Annotated in this window: 17 protein-coding genes; 6 read left to right on the top strand and 11 right to left on the bottom strand. The window is 62.5% G+C overall.

Features of this window, described 5'->3' with window-relative positions; translation table 11 throughout:
• Positions 1–105: 105 nt before the first annotated feature.
• Positions 106–1,104 (bottom strand): NAD(P)H-quinone oxidoreductase, encoded by a 999-nt coding sequence (locus BUA38_RS08370; RefSeq protein ID WP_072817517.1) that lies wholly within the window; start codon positions 1,102–1,104, stop codon positions 106–108.
• A 94-nt stretch (positions 1,105–1,198) separates the two neighbouring features.
• Here BUA38_RS08370 and BUA38_RS08365 point away from each other — a divergent pair, with 94 nt between their 5' ends.
• The 3 genes from BUA38_RS08365 (at position 1,199) to BUA38_RS08355 (ending at position 3,215) form a co-directional block, all read left to right on the top strand.
• Positions 1,199–1,390, top strand: coding sequence for a DUF1192 domain-containing protein (locus BUA38_RS08365; RefSeq protein ID WP_072817516.1), 192 nt, complete (start codon positions 1,199–1,201; stop codon positions 1,388–1,390).
• Positions 1,391–1,850: 460 nt separating this feature from the next.
• On the top strand, positions 1,851–2,363 hold the full coding sequence (locus BUA38_RS08360) for a DUF1465 family protein (protein ID WP_072817515.1): 513 nt from the start codon (positions 1,851–1,853) through the stop codon (positions 2,361–2,363).
• Between the two features lie 3 nt (positions 2,364–2,366).
• Positions 2,367–3,215 carry an EamA family transporter gene (locus tag BUA38_RS08355; protein WP_072817514.1) on the top strand — a complete coding sequence of 283 codons (849 nt, stop codon included), beginning with the start codon at positions 2,367–2,369 and terminating at the stop codon, positions 3,213–3,215.
• Positions 3,216–3,298: 83 nt separating this feature from the next.
• Here BUA38_RS08355 and rpmE read toward each other — a convergent pair whose 3' ends face one another.
• Entirely contained in the window at positions 3,299–3,526 is a 228-nt protein-coding gene (rpmE, locus tag BUA38_RS08350) for a 50S ribosomal protein L31 (RefSeq protein WP_072817513.1), read from the bottom strand.
• 197 nt (positions 3,527–3,723) lie between these two features.
• On the opposite strand from rpmE, the gene BUA38_RS08345 reads away from it, so the two are divergent.
• Positions 3,724–5,595, top strand: a complete 1,872-nt coding sequence (locus tag BUA38_RS08345) for an ABC transporter ATP-binding protein/permease (RefSeq protein ID WP_072817512.1) — start codon at positions 3,724–3,726, stop codon at positions 5,593–5,595.
• Positions 5,596–5,626: 31 nt separating this feature from the next.
• Here BUA38_RS08345 and BUA38_RS08340 read toward each other — a convergent pair whose 3' ends face one another.
• From BUA38_RS08340 to BUA38_RS08315, 6 genes are all read right to left on the bottom strand, one after another.
• Positions 5,627–6,490 carry a hypothetical protein gene (locus BUA38_RS08340; RefSeq protein WP_072817511.1) on the bottom strand — a complete coding sequence of 288 codons (864 nt, stop codon included), beginning with the start codon at positions 6,488–6,490 and terminating at the stop codon, positions 5,627–5,629.
• 124 nt (positions 6,491–6,614) lie between these two features.
• Entirely contained in the window at positions 6,615–6,815 is a 201-nt protein-coding gene (locus tag BUA38_RS08335; RefSeq protein WP_072817510.1) for a hypothetical protein, read from the bottom strand.
• Positions 6,812–7,282: a GNAT family N-acetyltransferase gene (locus BUA38_RS08330; protein WP_072817509.1), complete on the bottom strand. Its 471-nt coding sequence runs from the start codon at positions 7,280–7,282 to the stop codon at positions 6,812–6,814. Before BUA38_RS08330 ends, BUA38_RS08335 begins: the two co-directional genes overlap by 4 nt.
• Positions 7,279–8,310 carry a peptidoglycan -binding protein gene (locus BUA38_RS08325; RefSeq protein ID WP_072817508.1) on the bottom strand — a complete coding sequence of 344 codons (1,032 nt, stop codon included), beginning with the start codon at positions 8,308–8,310 and terminating at the stop codon, positions 7,279–7,281. Before BUA38_RS08325 ends, BUA38_RS08330 begins: the two co-directional genes overlap by 4 nt.
• Positions 8,311–8,455: 145 nt before the next feature.
• A complete protein-coding gene (locus BUA38_RS08320) occupies positions 8,456–9,442 on the bottom strand; it encodes a flagellar motor protein MotA (RefSeq protein ID WP_072817507.1) in 987 nt (328 codons plus the stop codon).
• 272 nt (positions 9,443–9,714) lie between these two features.
• Positions 9,715–10,503 (bottom strand): class I SAM-dependent methyltransferase, encoded by a 789-nt coding sequence (locus tag BUA38_RS08315; RefSeq protein ID WP_072817506.1) that lies wholly within the window; start codon positions 10,501–10,503, stop codon positions 9,715–9,717.
• Positions 10,504–10,784: 281 nt separating this feature from the next.
• On the opposite strand from BUA38_RS08315, the gene BUA38_RS08310 reads away from it, so the two are divergent.
• Positions 10,785–11,579 carry a DUF1295 domain-containing protein gene (locus tag BUA38_RS08310; protein ID WP_072817505.1) on the top strand — a complete coding sequence of 265 codons (795 nt, stop codon included), beginning with the start codon at positions 10,785–10,787 and terminating at the stop codon, positions 11,577–11,579.
• 49 nt (positions 11,580–11,628) lie between these two features.
• Positions 11,629–12,657 carry an SAM-dependent methyltransferase gene (locus BUA38_RS08305; RefSeq protein ID WP_072817504.1) on the top strand — a complete coding sequence of 343 codons (1,029 nt, stop codon included), beginning with the start codon at positions 11,629–11,631 and terminating at the stop codon, positions 12,655–12,657.
• 36 nt (positions 12,658–12,693) lie between these two features.
• Here the strand turns inward: BUA38_RS08305 and BUA38_RS08300 are convergent, their stop codons facing one another.
• The 3 genes from BUA38_RS08300 to BUA38_RS08290 all read right to left on the bottom strand — a co-directional run bounded on the left by BUA38_RS08300 (position 12,694) and on the right by BUA38_RS08290 (position 15,633).
• Complete coding sequence (locus BUA38_RS08300; protein WP_072817503.1) at positions 12,694–13,497, bottom strand: FkbM family methyltransferase; 804 nt, start codon at positions 13,495–13,497, stop codon at positions 12,694–12,696.
• 205 nt (positions 13,498–13,702) lie between these two features.
• On the bottom strand, positions 13,703–14,926 hold the full coding sequence (locus BUA38_RS08295; protein ID WP_072817502.1) for an MFS transporter: 1,224 nt from the start codon (positions 14,924–14,926) through the stop codon (positions 13,703–13,705).
• A gap of 233 nt (positions 14,927–15,159) precedes the next feature.
• Entirely contained in the window at positions 15,160–15,633 is a 474-nt protein-coding gene (locus BUA38_RS08290) for a peptidoglycan-binding domain-containing protein (protein ID WP_072817501.1), read from the bottom strand.
• Positions 15,634–15,695: the final 62 nt, after the last annotated feature.

Genomic DNA, 15,695 nt, shown 5'->3' with positions numbered 1-15,695 from the left:
GGTCAATCGTATTCGGGGCGTCAAATCGCTGCCCAGCGCGCCCGGATAGATGACACGAATGCGAAGGGAATCAAAGGGTTTCCACCCTGTGATCGTTCGCGAGCGTTAAAGCTCCAACACAATTTTGCCAATATGTGCGCTGGTCTCCATGCGACGGTGCGCATCGGCCGCCTTTTCCAGCGGGAAAGTGCTGTCCATCAGGGGCTTGATGCGGCCTTCTCGCAGTAGCGGCATCACCTTGGCCTCGATCGCGGCTACCATCGCCGCCTTGTCCGCATTACTACGGGGACGCAGCGTCGAGCCGGTGTGATGTAGCCGCTTCACCATGAGTTTTGCGACATTGGTGGTGATCTTGGCGCCGCCCAGGGTCGCGATCTGCACGATGCGACCGTCGGTTGCAGCGGCATCGTAGTTGCGTTCGACATAGTCGCCGCCGACCATGTCGAGAATGACGTTGGGACCTGCGCCCGCCGTCATCGATTTGGCGGCGACGACGAAGTCTTCGGTCTTGTAGTTAATGGCGTGGTCGGCGCCGAGCTTGAGGCAGGCGTCGGCCTTGTCCTTCGATCCGACGGTGACGATCACCTTGGCGCCGAAGGCCTTGGCGAGCTGGATCGCCATGGTGCCGATGCCGGACGAGCCGCCATGGATCAGGAGACTTTCGCTGGCCTTGAGCCCGCCGCGCTCGAACACGTTGTGCCACACCGTCATCAGCGTCTCGGGCGTGGCGCCGGCTTCGAGGATCGACAGCGACGCGGGGATCGCCATCGCCTGCGCGTCTTGCGCGATGCAATATTGGGCGTAACCGCCGCCCGCGACCAGCGACATCACCCTGTCGCCGAGCTTGTGTTTATGGGCGCCTTCGCCGAGCGCGACGACTTCGCCCGCGATTTCCAGACCCGGCAAATCACTGGCGCCGGCCGGTGGCGGATAGACACCTGCGCGTTGCGCCACGTCGGGCCGGTTGACGCCGGCGGCCATCACCTTGACCAGGATTTCGTTTGGTCCGGGCGCCGGCACCGGCCGGGTCTCGGGCACAAGCACCTCCGGACCGCCCGGTTTGCTGATCGCGACGACGGTCATCTGCGCGGGGATTTTTTCCATGATTTGTCCTTGGCCAAACGCTAGAATTTGCGGGACCTGATTAGCCAGCGGCGTCCGGCCTTGCAACCGGCTCGAGCCAGCGAGGGAGCAATCCATGCCCATCGAAGATGACGACCGGCCGCGAAAGAAAGTCACCCACGAGATCGGGCAGGACCTCTCGTTGCTCTCGGTGGAAGAACTCACCGAGCGCATTGCGTTGCTGACATCCGAGGCCGAACGGCTGCAGGCGGCAATGACGAAGAAGCGCGCCTCGAAGGAGGCGGCGAACAATTTCTTCAAGTCCTAGCTGGAGTGGCCACTCGGCCAATGGCCGATATGGCAAACAAAGCCTAAAAAAAATCGCTCGTTTACGGTCGATTAAGCTTTCCCAGGTATGACTATCAGCGTCCTCTTTGGACACCGAGTGGCTCCTGTCCACTCTGTTTGACGCCTCCCTGTTATCAACTTCAAAGCCGCCGGCAACGGCGGCTCTTTTTTTGTGCCTTTTCCATCGCATAGGCCTGATTTCCGAGAAATTGCAGTAGTGCGTTAGCGCCCCCTTTTCATGCTGTACCTCAGCGCGCTCTTCCGCAGACCGGGAAAGCCCTGAACACCAGCTTTGCGGAGGGCGCCGGAAACCATAATTTGGATTGCGGCTGGACACTCGTACCCGCGTGCGCAATGATTTGTTCATCATAATTTTCCGGCTTTCGAAGTGCCAAACTGGCGCTGGTGCCGGCCGTGAACTGTTGCGTGAGGCGTTTTAGATGTCGGATCGGTCGCAGAACGAAACCCCGCTTGTCCAGTTCAGCGAGCGGCTGACCAATTCGGCGGCGTTCGGCACCTTGTTCCGGGAAGGCATGGACCTCGTCGAGGAAACCGCCGCCTATCTCGATGGCGCCGGCCGTACCGAGGCCAAGGTGCTGGAACGTTCTGTCAGCCTGACCTACGCCACCGAAAGCATGCGGCTCACCACCCGCCTGATGCAACTGGCGTCCTGGCTGCTGCTGCACCGCGCGGTCAAGGAAGGCGAAATGACCCTGACCCAGGCCAACCGCGAAAAGACCAAGGTCAAGCTTTCGGCCGCCGATCCCGGCCCGAACGAGATGATCGAAAAGCTGCCGCAGCATTTGCAGGACCTGATCGTCCGCTCGATGGCGCTGCAAGGCAAGGTGCGCCGTCTCGACTCGACGATCCACGCCGCTCCCGCCGAGCGCGCACCGATCGGTAATCCGCTGGTGCCGCAGCTCAACCGGCTGAAAGCCGCGTTCGAACAATAGGCGTTGCTTTCTCCTCTCTCTCTTCTGCTGGTGCTGTCTGCCGCGCTGCTGCATGCGGGTTGGAATGCGCTGCTGCGCGGCGGCACCGACCGCCTCCAGTCGATGCTGATCATGAGCATCACGCTCGGCTTCACCGGCTTCTTGATGATGTCCGTGGCCGGCGTGCCGTGGTCCGCCGCAGGCTATGTCGTCGCCTCGGGCGCCATTCATCTTTGCTATAACGCGCTCCTGGTGCGGATGTATCGCAGCGGTGATCTCGGCGAGACCTATCCGGTCGCCCGCGGCACCTCGCCGGCGCTGATCGCGCTCGGGGGCAGTGTGTTGGCCGGCGAATGGATGGGTCCGCTCGCAATCCTCGGCATCGGCCTCGTCTGTGCGGGGATATTCATGCTGGCGGCGGCGCGGGCGGAAGCCGGTCACGCCCGTTTGCACCTCACGGACTTACCCTATGCGCTGGCGACCGGCGTCAGCATCGCGGCCTATAGCGTGGTCGACGGGCTCGGCGTGCGCGCTTCCGGCAACTGGGTCGCCTACACCGGCGGCATCTTCGTGTTCTTTCTTGCGATGCCGCTGTGGGTGCTGGTGCGCCGGGGCCGGGCGGCCTTCGCGATGCCGTTGCCCGAAATGGCCAAGGCCGCGGCCGGCGGCCTGATTTCGCTTGCCGCCTATGGCGTCATCATCTGGGCGATGCAGGGCAATGCGATGGGGGCGGTATCGGCGCTGCGCGAGACCAGCGTGGTGTTTGCGGCTTTGCTGGGCGCTGCCTTTCTCGGCGAACGCCTGACCGGGCTGCGGCTTGCCGCGTGTTGCATCATTGCGCTCGGCGCGGTCTGCGTCGGCTGGAAGCCGTGACACGGCAACCTGACAACGCAAAACGCCCCTGACCGGGTCAGGGGCGATCACATGCTGGTTTCGAGGCGGAGGCTTGTCCGGCCTCACTCCTTCTTGAGGAAGCCCGAAAATTTCTTCTGGAACCGCGAAACACGGCCGCCGCGATCCATCAGCTGCTGGGCGCCGCCGGTCCAGGCCGGGTGCGACTTGGGGTCGATATCAAGGTTCAGCTTGTCGCCTTCCTTGCCCCAGGTGGAACGGGTCTGGTACTCCGTGCCGTCGGTCATGACGACCGTAATCGTATGATAGTTCGGATGAATTTCGGCTTTCATGACAGGTCCTTCGGCGCGCCGGCGCCCATAATTCTGGTGCTTAAGGTGTCGGATTTGGCCGGGTCTATAACGCAAGCCGCCCCTTAAAACAAGCCGATGAGGGGGATTTGGCGCATGTCCGGCTTCGCCCGGAGCCTGATTTGCTACCTGCCGTGATGCGGCCTATCTGGGGGTGGCAAAACGAGTGGTTCCGATACATGAGCGCAGTTGAACGGCTTGAAGAGCGGCGTGATCCAGCGACGCCGCCTGGGGAGGGGCTCGCCCAACCCGGCGTTGGCGACGGCGCCTCGCCGCTCGATGCGGCGCTGAATTCGACGCCCGAACGCGCCGCGCGGCTGCGGCCGTTGCTGGCGCTATCGCCCTATGTGGCGCGCTATCGCGGACGCGTGGCGCTCGCCTTTGTCTCACTGACCATCGCTGCCATTACCACGCTGATCGTGCCGGTTGCGGTTCGACGGATGATCGACTTCGGCTTCACGCCGGAAGGTATCGCCCGCATCAACAGCTATTTCAGCGTCATGATCGCGGTCGTCGGTGTCCTGGCGCTCGCCAGCGCTTCGCGCTTCTACCTCGTCATGACGATCGGCGAGCGGATCGTTGCGGATCTGCGGCGCGACGTGTTCGCGCATCTGATGTCGCTGTCGCCGGTGTTCTTCGATTCCTCGCGCAGCGGCGAGCTGATCTCGCGGCTGACCGCCGATACTACCCAGATCAAATCCGCCGTCGGCGCTTCGGTGTCGATCGCGTTGCGCAATGTCATGCTGTTCATCGGCGCGACCGCGATGATGGTGATCACGAGTCCGAGGCTGTCCGGCCTGGTGCTGCTCGCCATTCCCCTGATCGTGCTGCCGCTGATGGCATTCGGGCGCTGGGTACGCCGGCTGTCGCGCAACGCGCAAGACACGCTCGCCGAGGCCAGCGCCTACGCTTCCGAACTGGTCGGCGCCATTCGCACCGTGCAGGCTTACACGGGCGAGCGGCTTGCGAATACGCGCTTCGGCGGCGAGGTCGAGCAGGCCTATGATGCGGCCGTCGGTTCGACCCGCGCCCGCGCCGTGCTCACCGCGATCGTCATCTTCATCGTCTTCACCAGTGTCGTGGTCATTCTCTGGATCGGCTCGAATGACGTCGAGGCCGGATTGATCAGTCCGGGCCGGCTCGGCCAGTTCGTGCTCTACACGGCGTTTGCAGCAAGCGCGCTCGGCCAACTCTCTGAAGTCTGGGGCGAAGTCTCGGCCGCGTCCGGCGCCGCCGAACGGCTGTTCGAAATCCTGCGGGTGAAGTCGGAGATCACGGCGCCTGCTTCGCCCGTTGCGCTGCCGCAGCCGCCACGCGGTGACGTCAGCTTCGACAACATCAGTTTCGTCTATCCAACGCGTCCCGATGCGCCCGCGGTGGACGGCGTTTCGTTTGCGGTGCGCGCCGGCGAGAAAGTCGCGATCGTTGGTCCCTCCGGTGCGGGCAAGAGCACGCTGTTTCACCTGTTGCTGCGCTTTTACGATCCGGCCTCGGGCACGATTTCCGTCGACGGCGTGCAGATCCGCGTCGCCGATCCGACCGAAGTGCGCAAACGCATTGCGCTGGTGCCGCAGGATCCGGTGGTGTTTGCGGCAAGCGCCCGCGACAACATCCGTTTCGGCCGGCCCGACGCCAGCGATGCCGAGGTCGAACGTGCTGCCGATCTCGCGCATGCGACCGAGTTTCTCCGCCGGCTGCCGCGCGGGTTCGACGCACCGCTCGGCGAGCGCGGCGTGACGCTTTCCGGAGGCCAGCGACAGCGCATCGCGATTGCGCGCGCGATCCTGCGCGACGCGCCATTACTCCTGCTCGATGAAGCCACGTCCGCGCTCGATGCCGAATCCGAGACGCTGGTGCAAACCGCGCTGGAAGAGCTGATGAGCCATCGCACCACGCTCGTGATCGCGCATCGTCTCGCGACTGTCTTGTCCTGCGACCGTATCCTGGTGATGGATCAGGGCAAGATCGTCGAGCAGGGCACGCATGCTTCGCTGGTCGCCGAGAATGGGCTCTATGCGCGGCTGGCGCGATTGCAGTTCGAGGGGGCGTAACGCTGCGTTGATTGCTTTTGGCGCCGGCCGGTCAGGCGAACGTCGAGAGTGTCGATCCCGGTGCGCTGGTCTGGATTGCCAGCGCGGATACCGACACCGCCGATTCCTGCACGCTGATCTGGCCGGTCGCATAATTGACCAGGAAGGTGATCGACGACGACTGGGCATCCACCTCGCTGGCCGAGGCTGAACCTTGGGATGTGGATACCGAGGCGCTGCTTGCCGTAGCGACGTTCCGTGAAATCGTGATGGCTTCTATCGCCTGGTTGTTGCCGACCGTTTCCGTGCCAACCGAAACGCCGGGTGGCACTGCATCGGTGCCACCGACACCGGCACTCGATCCGAAATGCTTGTTGTAGGCCTGAACGCCATTGCCGCTGACCTCGACACCGTAATACTGGGTGCTGGCATTGGTGCTGAGATTTAGCGTGTAGCCATCGATGGTCACGCTGTTCGACAGGCTTTTTGTCGGCGTGAAGGTCTGGAAAGGGGGCGGTTGATCGGAGCCGACTTCCAGCTTGATCTGCGCGACAATCGCTTCAACCTTCGTGCCGCCGGTTGGCTGCGCGCCCGTCGACGGAGTGCTGGCACCAAGCAGGTTCTGCAAGCTATCGGCGTTGCTTGTCTGGCTGCCATCGCCACCCTGGTTGACGCGATGCGCCTCCACGAAGGCCTGCAACTGATCGGCCGCCGCCTGCTCGGCCTCGGCCCTTGCGGCCGCCGCCGCTTTCGCCTGCTCAGACAGCGTGACGAAGCTCGCGGGGCTGGCGTCGTCCTGCGAGGCAAGCGCAGCGGAAGTGGAATCCGCAGGCGCGAGAAGCCCGCCGAAGCTCCCCGAAATCAGTTGAGCCAGCGAGTTCGCGATCGAAGGCGCCGTCGAGGAAATCGCTGCCATCGCACACCTGCACACCGAGCTTTTCGATGACCCGAGCTTCCATCGCGCAGGTTAACAAAGGCTGAAATCACCGGTTGTGTGCAGGTTCAATTGAACGTCGCCCGGATGGGTGGTCCGGTCGAGATCATTCGCATTTCGGCGAAAGCGCGGGCACGTTCGCCCAAACCCAGTTTTTCCACGAACCGTCCGTGCCGACGCAGGCGGTTCCCTGCGCAGTCGGCGAGACTGCGGCGTAGTGGCGGGTCACCCAAGTGGCCGAGAAAAACCCGGCGACAATGACGACGAGGAAAGTCGCTGATCCCAGCACGGTTTCTCTTTGCGTCATCGGCTTTCCCCGTCTTCCGAAGTTGCCTTCCATTTCATCTTCAAGACTGGCCGACCCGAGGTCGGATTGACATCTTTGCCGGCGTGAACGAAGCCGTTGCGTTCGTAGAAGCGGATCGCGCGCGCATTGTCTTCATTCACCAACAGCGTGATGGAATCCGGCGACAGCCGTTTGGCTTCATCGACCAGCACGTCGGCCAGCCTTGAGCCCCATCGATCGGGTGAGACGACTAACTGGTCGAGATAGGCGTTGGCATCGATGGTGACGAAGCCGGCGAGCGAGCCGGCCTCCTCGGCGACCATGATCGCCGCCTTCGGCACCAGCTCGTTGCGCCAGCGTTTGCGCCACCACCCCACGCGGGCGGCAAAATCGATTCCGGGATAGGCCTGCTGCCAGGTCTTCAGCCACAATGCGATCGCGGCGTCTTCGTCGCTTTCGCGATAGGGGCGCAGCGTCGCCACACTCAGCGCTCCGTCAGCTTCAGCTCGATGCGGCGGTTGCGCCGGTAGGAATCTTCGGTGTTGCCGGTGTCGAGCGGCTGAAACTCGGCGAAGCCCGCGGCCACCAGCCGCTGTGCGGGGACGCCGAGCGAAATCAGGTATTGCACCACCGAGATCGCGCGCGCCGACGACAGCTCCCAGTTCGATTTGAACAAGGGGCTGTTGGTGATCGGTCGCACGTCGGTGTGGCCGTCGACCCGCAAGACCCAGGCGATCTCGGCCGGGATCTGCCTGTCGAGCTCTGTGAGCGCGGCAGCGACCTTGTCGAGTTCCGCCCGCCCCTCAGGCAGAAGCAGCGCCTGGCCGGTGTCGAAGAACACTTCGGACTGGAACACGAAACGGTCGCCGACGATCCGCACATCCGGCCGATTGCCGAGAATGGCGCGCAGCCGCCCGAAGAATTCGGAACGATAGCGTGACAATTCCTGGACCCGTTGCGCCAGCGCGACGTTCAACCGCTGGCCGAGATCGGCGATACGCCCCTGCGATTCCTTGTCGCGCTGTTCGGAGGCCTGCAAGGCCTCTTCGAGCGCGGCGAGTTGCCGCCGCAGCGCGCTGATCTGCTGGTTCAACACCTCGATCTGCGCCAGCGCGCGTGATGTGACCTGTCTTTCGGAATCGAGCGCCTTGTTGAGTTCGCCGGCGCGGCTCGCGGCATCGTTGCCGGCGCCGGCTAGTCCTTCATAGAGACCCTTGACGCGGTCGCGCTCGCCTTCAGCCGAGGCCAATCCCGCCCGTGTTTGCGTAAGCTGATCCTCGAGATTGATCTTGCCGAGTTTTTCCAGCGACAGCAGGTCGTTCAGTTCGGCGATCCTGGCGTTGAGCTGTTCCAGCGCCTTGTCCTTGCCGGTGACTTCCTGCGACAGGAAGAACTGCACCACCAAAAACACCGAGAGCAGGAACACGATCGACAGCACGAGCGTCGATAGCGCGTCGACGAAGCCCGGCCAGTAGTTGAAAGCGCTTTCGCTGCGTCGTGCGCGGGCCAGTGCCATCGGGTGTTCTCCGCTTCTCTCTTGTCCCGGACGCGGTTGCAGCGTGTAACGCTGCTCCGCGAGAAGCCGGGACCTAACGGTTATTTTGGGCCCAGGATCAGCGGCGCATCGCTTTGCGTCGCGCCACGTCCGGGGCACGAAAAAGTCAGCTCTTCTCCGGCTGGCGGGCGAGGCGTTCGAGCAGCCGCTTGATCTCCCGGTTCTGCTCGCCCTGGCCGTCGGCCCATTCGCGGATCATCTGCTGCTCGGTGCGCATGTGGGTCACGAGGCCCTGGATGGCTTCCGCAAGGCTTGCCATGGCCGTCGTTGTCGCCTTGCTGCCGCCGCCTTCCTCGAGTGCCGCGCGCAACCGGTCGATCGCGCCCTCAAGGTCGCCGCTTGATCCGCCCTCGCCGGCATAGTTGCGTACGGTGGAAGCGAGCCAGTCCTCAAGGTCGGTATAGAAGCGATTTTGCGCCTGGCTCGATTGCAGGTCGAGAAAACCCAGGATCAGCGAGCCGGCGAGGCCAAACAGCGAGGACGAAAACGAAATGCCCATGCCGCCGAGCGGGGCGGCGAGGCCTTCCTTCAAGGTGTCGAACAAGGCTCCGGCGTCGCCGCCAACCTTCAGCCCGTCGATCACATGGCCCACCGAGCCGACCGTTTCGATCAGGCCCCAGAAGGTGCCGAGCAGGCCAAGGAACACCAACAGTCCCGTCATGTAGCGGGAGATGTCGCGCGCCTCGTCGAGGCGGGTGGCGATGGAATCGAGCAGATGCCGCATGGTCTGCTGCGAGATCGTGATGCGCCCGCTTCGCTCACCGCCAAGAATGGCCGCCATCGGCGCCAGCAGCGTCGGATGCCGGGCGAGCGCGATGCCCGGATCGGCAATCCGGAAATTATTGACCCAGGCCACTTCCGGATAAAGCCGGATCACCTGGCGGAAGGACAGGACGATGCCGATCAAAAGCACTAGCCCAATCAGCGCGTTCAGGCCCGGATTGGCGAAGAAGGCAGTGACGATCTGCTTGTAGAGCACAACCGCGATCAGCGCGCACAGCACCAGAAACACCAGCATCCGCACCAGGAAGATCCGCGGCGGAGCGAGCTTCGTGAATTCAAGCTCCATCGCGGAGCGGGCAGAAGGCGGCATTTCGGGCTGTCCGATTTTGACGTTGCGGCTTTTTCGTTCCCCCAATATGGCACAGCGCGCCCGGGAGGGAAGGCTGGTCGTGGCGGATCGGGAAGTGAGGCGGGAACTTCCGCGTGAAACCCGGCGGGATGTTGTCCGTAAGTCCACAAATAGCTGAAAGCTCAGCCGGTTATGGTGCGTCCGTCATTGCAGGATGATCGTCGGCTGAACCGCCCGCGACGGGCGTGATCGGTGGTCCGATCGCTGCAGCCGGTGATTGAAGGCTCGGCCTGCTAAGCCTTCAGTCCCCAGCTCTCCGGCAACGTGCGAAACGCCAGATGGGTGCCATCATCGAATGCCGCTGTCTTGAAGCCAAACTTCGTCCAAGCCGCAACCAATGCCTGCCTGGTGAAGATGGACACGTGGCCGTTGCGTGGCCCGACGTACCACCACGACATTCCCCGTTGATCAAAGTCCTGAGGTTGCGTCAGCGTCGAATAAAACACCGCACCTGGATCGGCGACAAGTTCGGCGATCTTGCCAATTCCGGCCATGGGATCCGGCAAATGCTCCAGCGTCTCGAAACACGTGACCAGATCGAACTTTCCCGCCGGCTGATGCGAATGTTCGGGGACCATCGGGTCGTAAGTGACGGCTTCCTTGAAACCATTGGCGCGCAGTGCGGCACAGAAGACGTCATTGCCACCCCCATAATCGGCGACCCTCATGTTTCCGCCATGGGCTGACCAAAGGTTGATCACCGCAGCTGCATTGGCACGCGGGCGTCTATCTTCGTAATCTGGGTCGAAGACAATGTAGTCGTCGTTATAGATGTGCGCCTTGAATTCACTGATTTCCCAATCGTCAAACGCATCGGTGAACAGAAAGCCGCACGCTGCACAGCGACGATAGTAGATCGGGACGCCCGAAAGCGGGACCGGGACCTTGAGACCGATTTGGCAGGGGTGGTTCATGTCAGCCACGCCGTAAAGGGGCGAAGGTCCGCCGCAAATCTTGCAGGCGACGGGGGAAGTGGTTGCCGCCCTGAGGCGAAATTCAGCTGACGAGAATTGAAGTCCCATGGGTGCCCCCGAAAGGCCGCGATCAATCCGCCCTCGAGGGCAGGCAGACCCGGCCTGGCTATATTGGCGGGACGTATGGTTAACGCCTTGTTACCGGGCGGTGTTTCGATCTCAGCTGTCGGCCAATCACCGATACCAGCCGTATTTCGGCACCCCCAAAATTGCGCCCGGGAGGGAAGGCTGGTCGTGGCGGATCGGGAAGTGAGGCGGGAACTTCCGCGTGAAACCCGGCGGGATGCTGTCCGTAACTGAAAGCTCAGCCGGTTAGATACGGATTTCGGATGGTCTCATACCTTGCGGCGCTCGCGGTGATCGCGCTGGCGCTTTCGGTCCTGATGGCGGGCGCCTGGGTCGTACAGCAGCGCACGGGCAATTCAGGCTGGGTTGACACCATCTGGACGTTCTCGGTCGGTTTGGTCGGCGCGGCGAGCTCGCTCTGGCCGCTCGAGAATACTTCGCCGAATGCCCGGCAATGGCTGGTCGCAGCGCTGGTGGCGGTGTGGTCGTTACGGCTCGGCATGCACATCGCGGTGCGGACAGCGGGCATATCGGACGATCCGCGCTATGCGGCGTTCGCAACGGAATGGGGGCTGGCCGCGCCGCGCCGGATGTTCGTGTTTCTGCAAAACCAGGCGCTGGGATCGGTCCCCTTGGTGTTTGCGATCTTTGTCGCCGCGCACTTTCCGCAGACCGGGCTTCGGCTACAGGATTATCTCGGCGCGATCATCCTGGCTCTCGGCATCGCCGGCGAGGCGCTGGCCGACAGCCAGCTCAAGCAATTCCGCGAAACTCCCGGCCACCAGGGCCAGGTTTGCGATGCCGGGTTATGGCGCTGGTCGCGACATCCGAATTATTTCTTCGAATGGCTGGGATGGCTGGCTTATCCCGTCATCGCGCTTTCGCCGCATTACGCGTGGGGTTGGGCCAGCCTGCTGGCGCCCGCCTTCATGTACTGGATCCTGGTCTACGTCACCGGCATCCCACCGCTCGAGGCGCAGATGCTGCGTTCGCGCGGCGAGCGCTATCGCGACTATCAATCGCGCACCAGCATCTTCTTTCCGCTGCCGCCGCGGTAGCGAATGTCAAATCCACTCCACCAGGTGATCGATCGAACGGAGAGCGCAATTGAACTTCACGTCGGGGGTCATCGGCTTTGCCGAGCGCGTACCGTTGCCTGATTTCGTGATCCGATCGGCGATTCGCCAGCTCTGTTCGCGCACCGCAACACGGCTGGCCAGAGGCGATCCGGAGGGCGATGCGAGATTTGCGCGCGAAATGGCTGCATGCGCTATCGCCGAACATACTCAGGCTGCCAATGCGCAGCATTATGAGGTGCCGGCTGACTTTTTCGCCCATGTGCTCGGACCGAACCGCAAGTATTCGTCGTGTTTCTATCGCTCGGGCGCCTCGACCTTGCAGGAGGCCGAGGAGGAGGCCTTGCGGCAGACCGTCGAACATGCCGGCCTTGCCGACGGGCAATCGATCCTCGAACTCGGCTGCGGCTGGGGTTCGCTGTCGCTATGGATGGCGCGGCAATTTCCCCGGTCAAAGGTGGTGGCGGTGTCGAACTCGCATTCGCAGCGGATGTACATTCAGGGCGAGGGCGCTGCGCGGGGATTGGCCAATCTCTCGGTGGTCACCGCCGACATGAACAGTTTCGATCCCGGCCGGCGGTTCGATCGCATCGTCTCGGTTGAGATGTTCGAACACATGATGAACTGGCGCGAACTGCTGGGCCGCGTGCGGTCGTGGCTCGCCCCGCAGGGCAGCTTTTTCATGCACATCTTCACCCATCGCGCCGGCGCCTATCTGTTCGACCGCAACGACAGAACGGACTGGATTGCGCAGCATTTCTTCACCGGCGGCGTGATGCCGAGCCATCTTCTGATCCGCCAATATGCCGACCTGTTCGAGGTGGAGAAGGAGTGGCGCTGGAGCGGCGAGCATTACCAGCGCACGGCGATCGACTGGCTTGCCAATTTCGACGCCCATGCTGCCGAGATCGAGACAGTCTTGCGGGCCGTCTACGGTTCCGACACCGAATTATGGATGCGGCGCTGGTGCTGGTTCTTTCTCGCCACTGCCGGCCTTTTCGGCTTTGCAGACGGCAGCGAATGGGGCGTCAGCCATTATCGCATGAAGGCGGCAAGTTAAGGCGAGTTAAGTCGACGAGCGGAAATCGCCAGCGCGTTACGGTGCCTTTTGGGGGGTCAGTTCTGTCAGCGTCTTGTCCTCGGAATGGATCGCAAGGATGTTGATGCCGACTTCCCTCAAGACATAGCCTCGATCGCTGAACCAGCCATGGAGCTGTTCGCCGCTGCTCTTGATCTTTTCGACCAGAAGAATCGGGCGGCTGGTCTTGATGGTTTTCTCGGCGCCTTCGAGCGCTTCCAATTCCATGCCTTCGACGTCGAGCTTGATGAAATCGACCCGCGGCAGGTTGAACTCATCGAGCGCCACTTTGCGAATCTGAGCGGTGTTTTCCGTGTAGTTGATCGCCTGGCCGATGAACTCGTTATTGGACCGCTGACGAAGCTCGAGGCTGCCGAAGCTCGCGGGGGTCAGGTAGTTTGGACTCGGAATCGTCATGACACCGGACTCGGACGACACCGCGGCATGGATCGCCATCGCGTTGAAACAGTTGTTGATCGCGATATTGCCGGCCAGCGCGTAGTAGATCCGCTCCTGTGCCTCGATCGCAAACACCGTGCCCCAGCCCGTCATCGCGATCGCCCATTCGATCGTATGCACGCCGATATTGGCGCCGCAGTCGATCGCGAGCACGCCATCGCCATGATGGCGTCGCCGCGCGGCCAAGAGCCCGACGGCCAGTTTGACTTCGCCCAGATCGAACGAACCCGTTTCCAGGATCTGGAAGCCAACCCCAAAGCCGCTGTCGGCGCTGACCATCCGATAGTCGAGGCGGTTGACGATCATCGTCCCGTGATTGGATGAAGCTATCACGAAGGCCAGTTTGCGTCCCACGTCGGCCATCAGATGTCTCCGGCGTCCAAGAGGTAAACCAGGCGATTTGGCGGGGATGCACGCAACGGGTGATGTGGCAGAAATTTCGAGAAGCAGCCTGACGCTCCCGATGCCTCAATCAGCTCGATCATGGGAGAATAGGTAGATGATTCTTTGGCTAGCGCAAAGGCGCGGGCGTTCGCAGATGCGCGGAACCTGCGGCTGGCCCGGCCATCTAGGCGTAGACCGCCCTGAGCCGTTGACGCCCGACCAAAACACACACCACCAACAGATTAAGAATGTTGGCGCCGATGCCGGCGGCGAAGGCCGGCGCGTAATATCCGAAGTGGTCGTAAAGCAGGCCCGCGATCCAGCTGCCGGCGCCCATGCCGCCGCCGGTGAACAGCAGCAGGGTCGGAATTCGCCAGGAGGCTTGCGACGGCGGAAACAGTTCACGGCCCGCCAGGACATAGGCTGGAATAATACCGGAGAAGCCAAGGCCGAAGACGGCGGTCACGGTGAAAAGCCCGATCTCGTTCTGCGTCAGCAGGAAGGCCGTCATCGATACCGCCTGCCAGGCCGATCCGATCAGCACGGTCGTGAGACCGCCGATACGGTCGGAGATCGCGCCCCAGGCCTGCCGGCTCAGAAAGGCCGTGCCGAGCAATACGGACAACATCAGCGCGCCGACGGAGCGGCTGATGCCGAGATCGCTGCAAAACGCGACGAGGTGTCCTTGCGGCATCGCCATCGGGATGCAGCACAGAACGGCCGCACAACAGATCATCGCAAACACGACGTTAGTTGGCCAACCGAGGACTCGCGTAGGTTCGGAACCGGCTTCGGATGATACGACTGGATGAATCGTATCAGGTGGCGCGCGAAAATAGATCGCCGCGATCGGCACCACGACGAAGATCTCGGCGAGCGCATATAGCAGCATCGAATTCCGCCAGCCGAATTCGACGATGGCGCCCTGGAAGATCGGCGGCCAGATCGTGCCGGCGAGATAGGTGCCGCTCGAAATCAGCGCCAGCGCCGAGCCGCGCCGGCGGTCGAACCAGCGGCTGACATAGACGTATAGCGGCGCATTGATGCCGCCGATCCCGATCATGCCGATGAACAGTCCGTGGCCGATCCACAACGGCCACGGCGGTCCGAGCGTGGAAATGGCGAGGCCGAGCCCGATCATCAGCGAACCGAAAATCGCCGTCCAGCGCGTGCCGATCCGCCCGGCAATCTGGGACATGATGATGCCGCCGATCCCGGAGCCGAGCCATGCCAGCGAACTCGCAAGCGCCGGAACAGAGCGCGACCCGCCCACCTCGCTCGCGATGTCCTTGAGCGCGATGGCGGCGATCCAGGCGGCGCCAAACGACATTGCCAGGACGACAAGCGCAGCCGACGCGACGGCCCAGGAAGTCTTGGTTTCGATGGAAGCGAGAGGCGATTGCAACATTCTAAGAGCAACTTGTTTTGCACGTTGGTCTTACAGACCGCACAAATTTTCACCACCCACATCCAAGCGGGTCAGCTCATCATGCTGCATTGCGCAAGCACGATGCCTTTCTGACTCTGAATTTTCGTGAGAAAGCGCGTGAGGCGAATTCGTTGCTGTGATCTAGTGGTCCGATTCCAACATTCGCATCGCGAATGCGCGGCTACGGGTTCGCGAATATCAAATCCACTCCACTAGCGGCCGAATATCCCGCCGACCACGTGGCCGATCGCCCCGATCGGGCCTCCAATGCCGCCGCCGCCGCGGCGCGTGCGGCCGTGACGACGATCCGTATGGTCGGACTTGCCATCTTGCGCCGCGTCAGCGCTTTCGTTCATCAGCGCCTGATGCTGCGCCGCGTTCAGAAAACCGGTCTTGGGATAGCCATGTTGCTCCTGCCAGCGCGAAATCGCATCGCGGGTCTGATCGTCGAATTTTCCGGTGGGCTTGGTGTTGAAACCGATCCGCGCCAGCCCGCGCTGCACGTCGCGGCGCTTGGTCCGGGAAAGTCTGATCTGGTCTTCGCTTTGCTGCGTGCCTTCATCGGCTAACGCTGCTGCGTCAGCCGGTGCCGAAATTTCGCGAGGTGTATCGCTTAAGCCGGCTCTGGCCGACTGCGCACCAGCGGCGATTCCCAGGATGAACAACACGAGAATCGCGGCGCGCATGGCCTGTTGCCTGACATTGGGGTCGACGGTCGATGGCTCCGCCCAAATTAATAGAGATGCGC

The sequence above is a fragment of the Bradyrhizobium erythrophlei genome (assembly GCF_900142985.1).
Classification (GTDB): Bacteria; Pseudomonadota; Alphaproteobacteria; order Rhizobiales; family Xanthobacteraceae; genus Bradyrhizobium; species Bradyrhizobium erythrophlei_B.
Note: the sequence above shows the minus strand (reverse complement) of the source record. Positions and strands in the feature narration are given on the sequence as shown.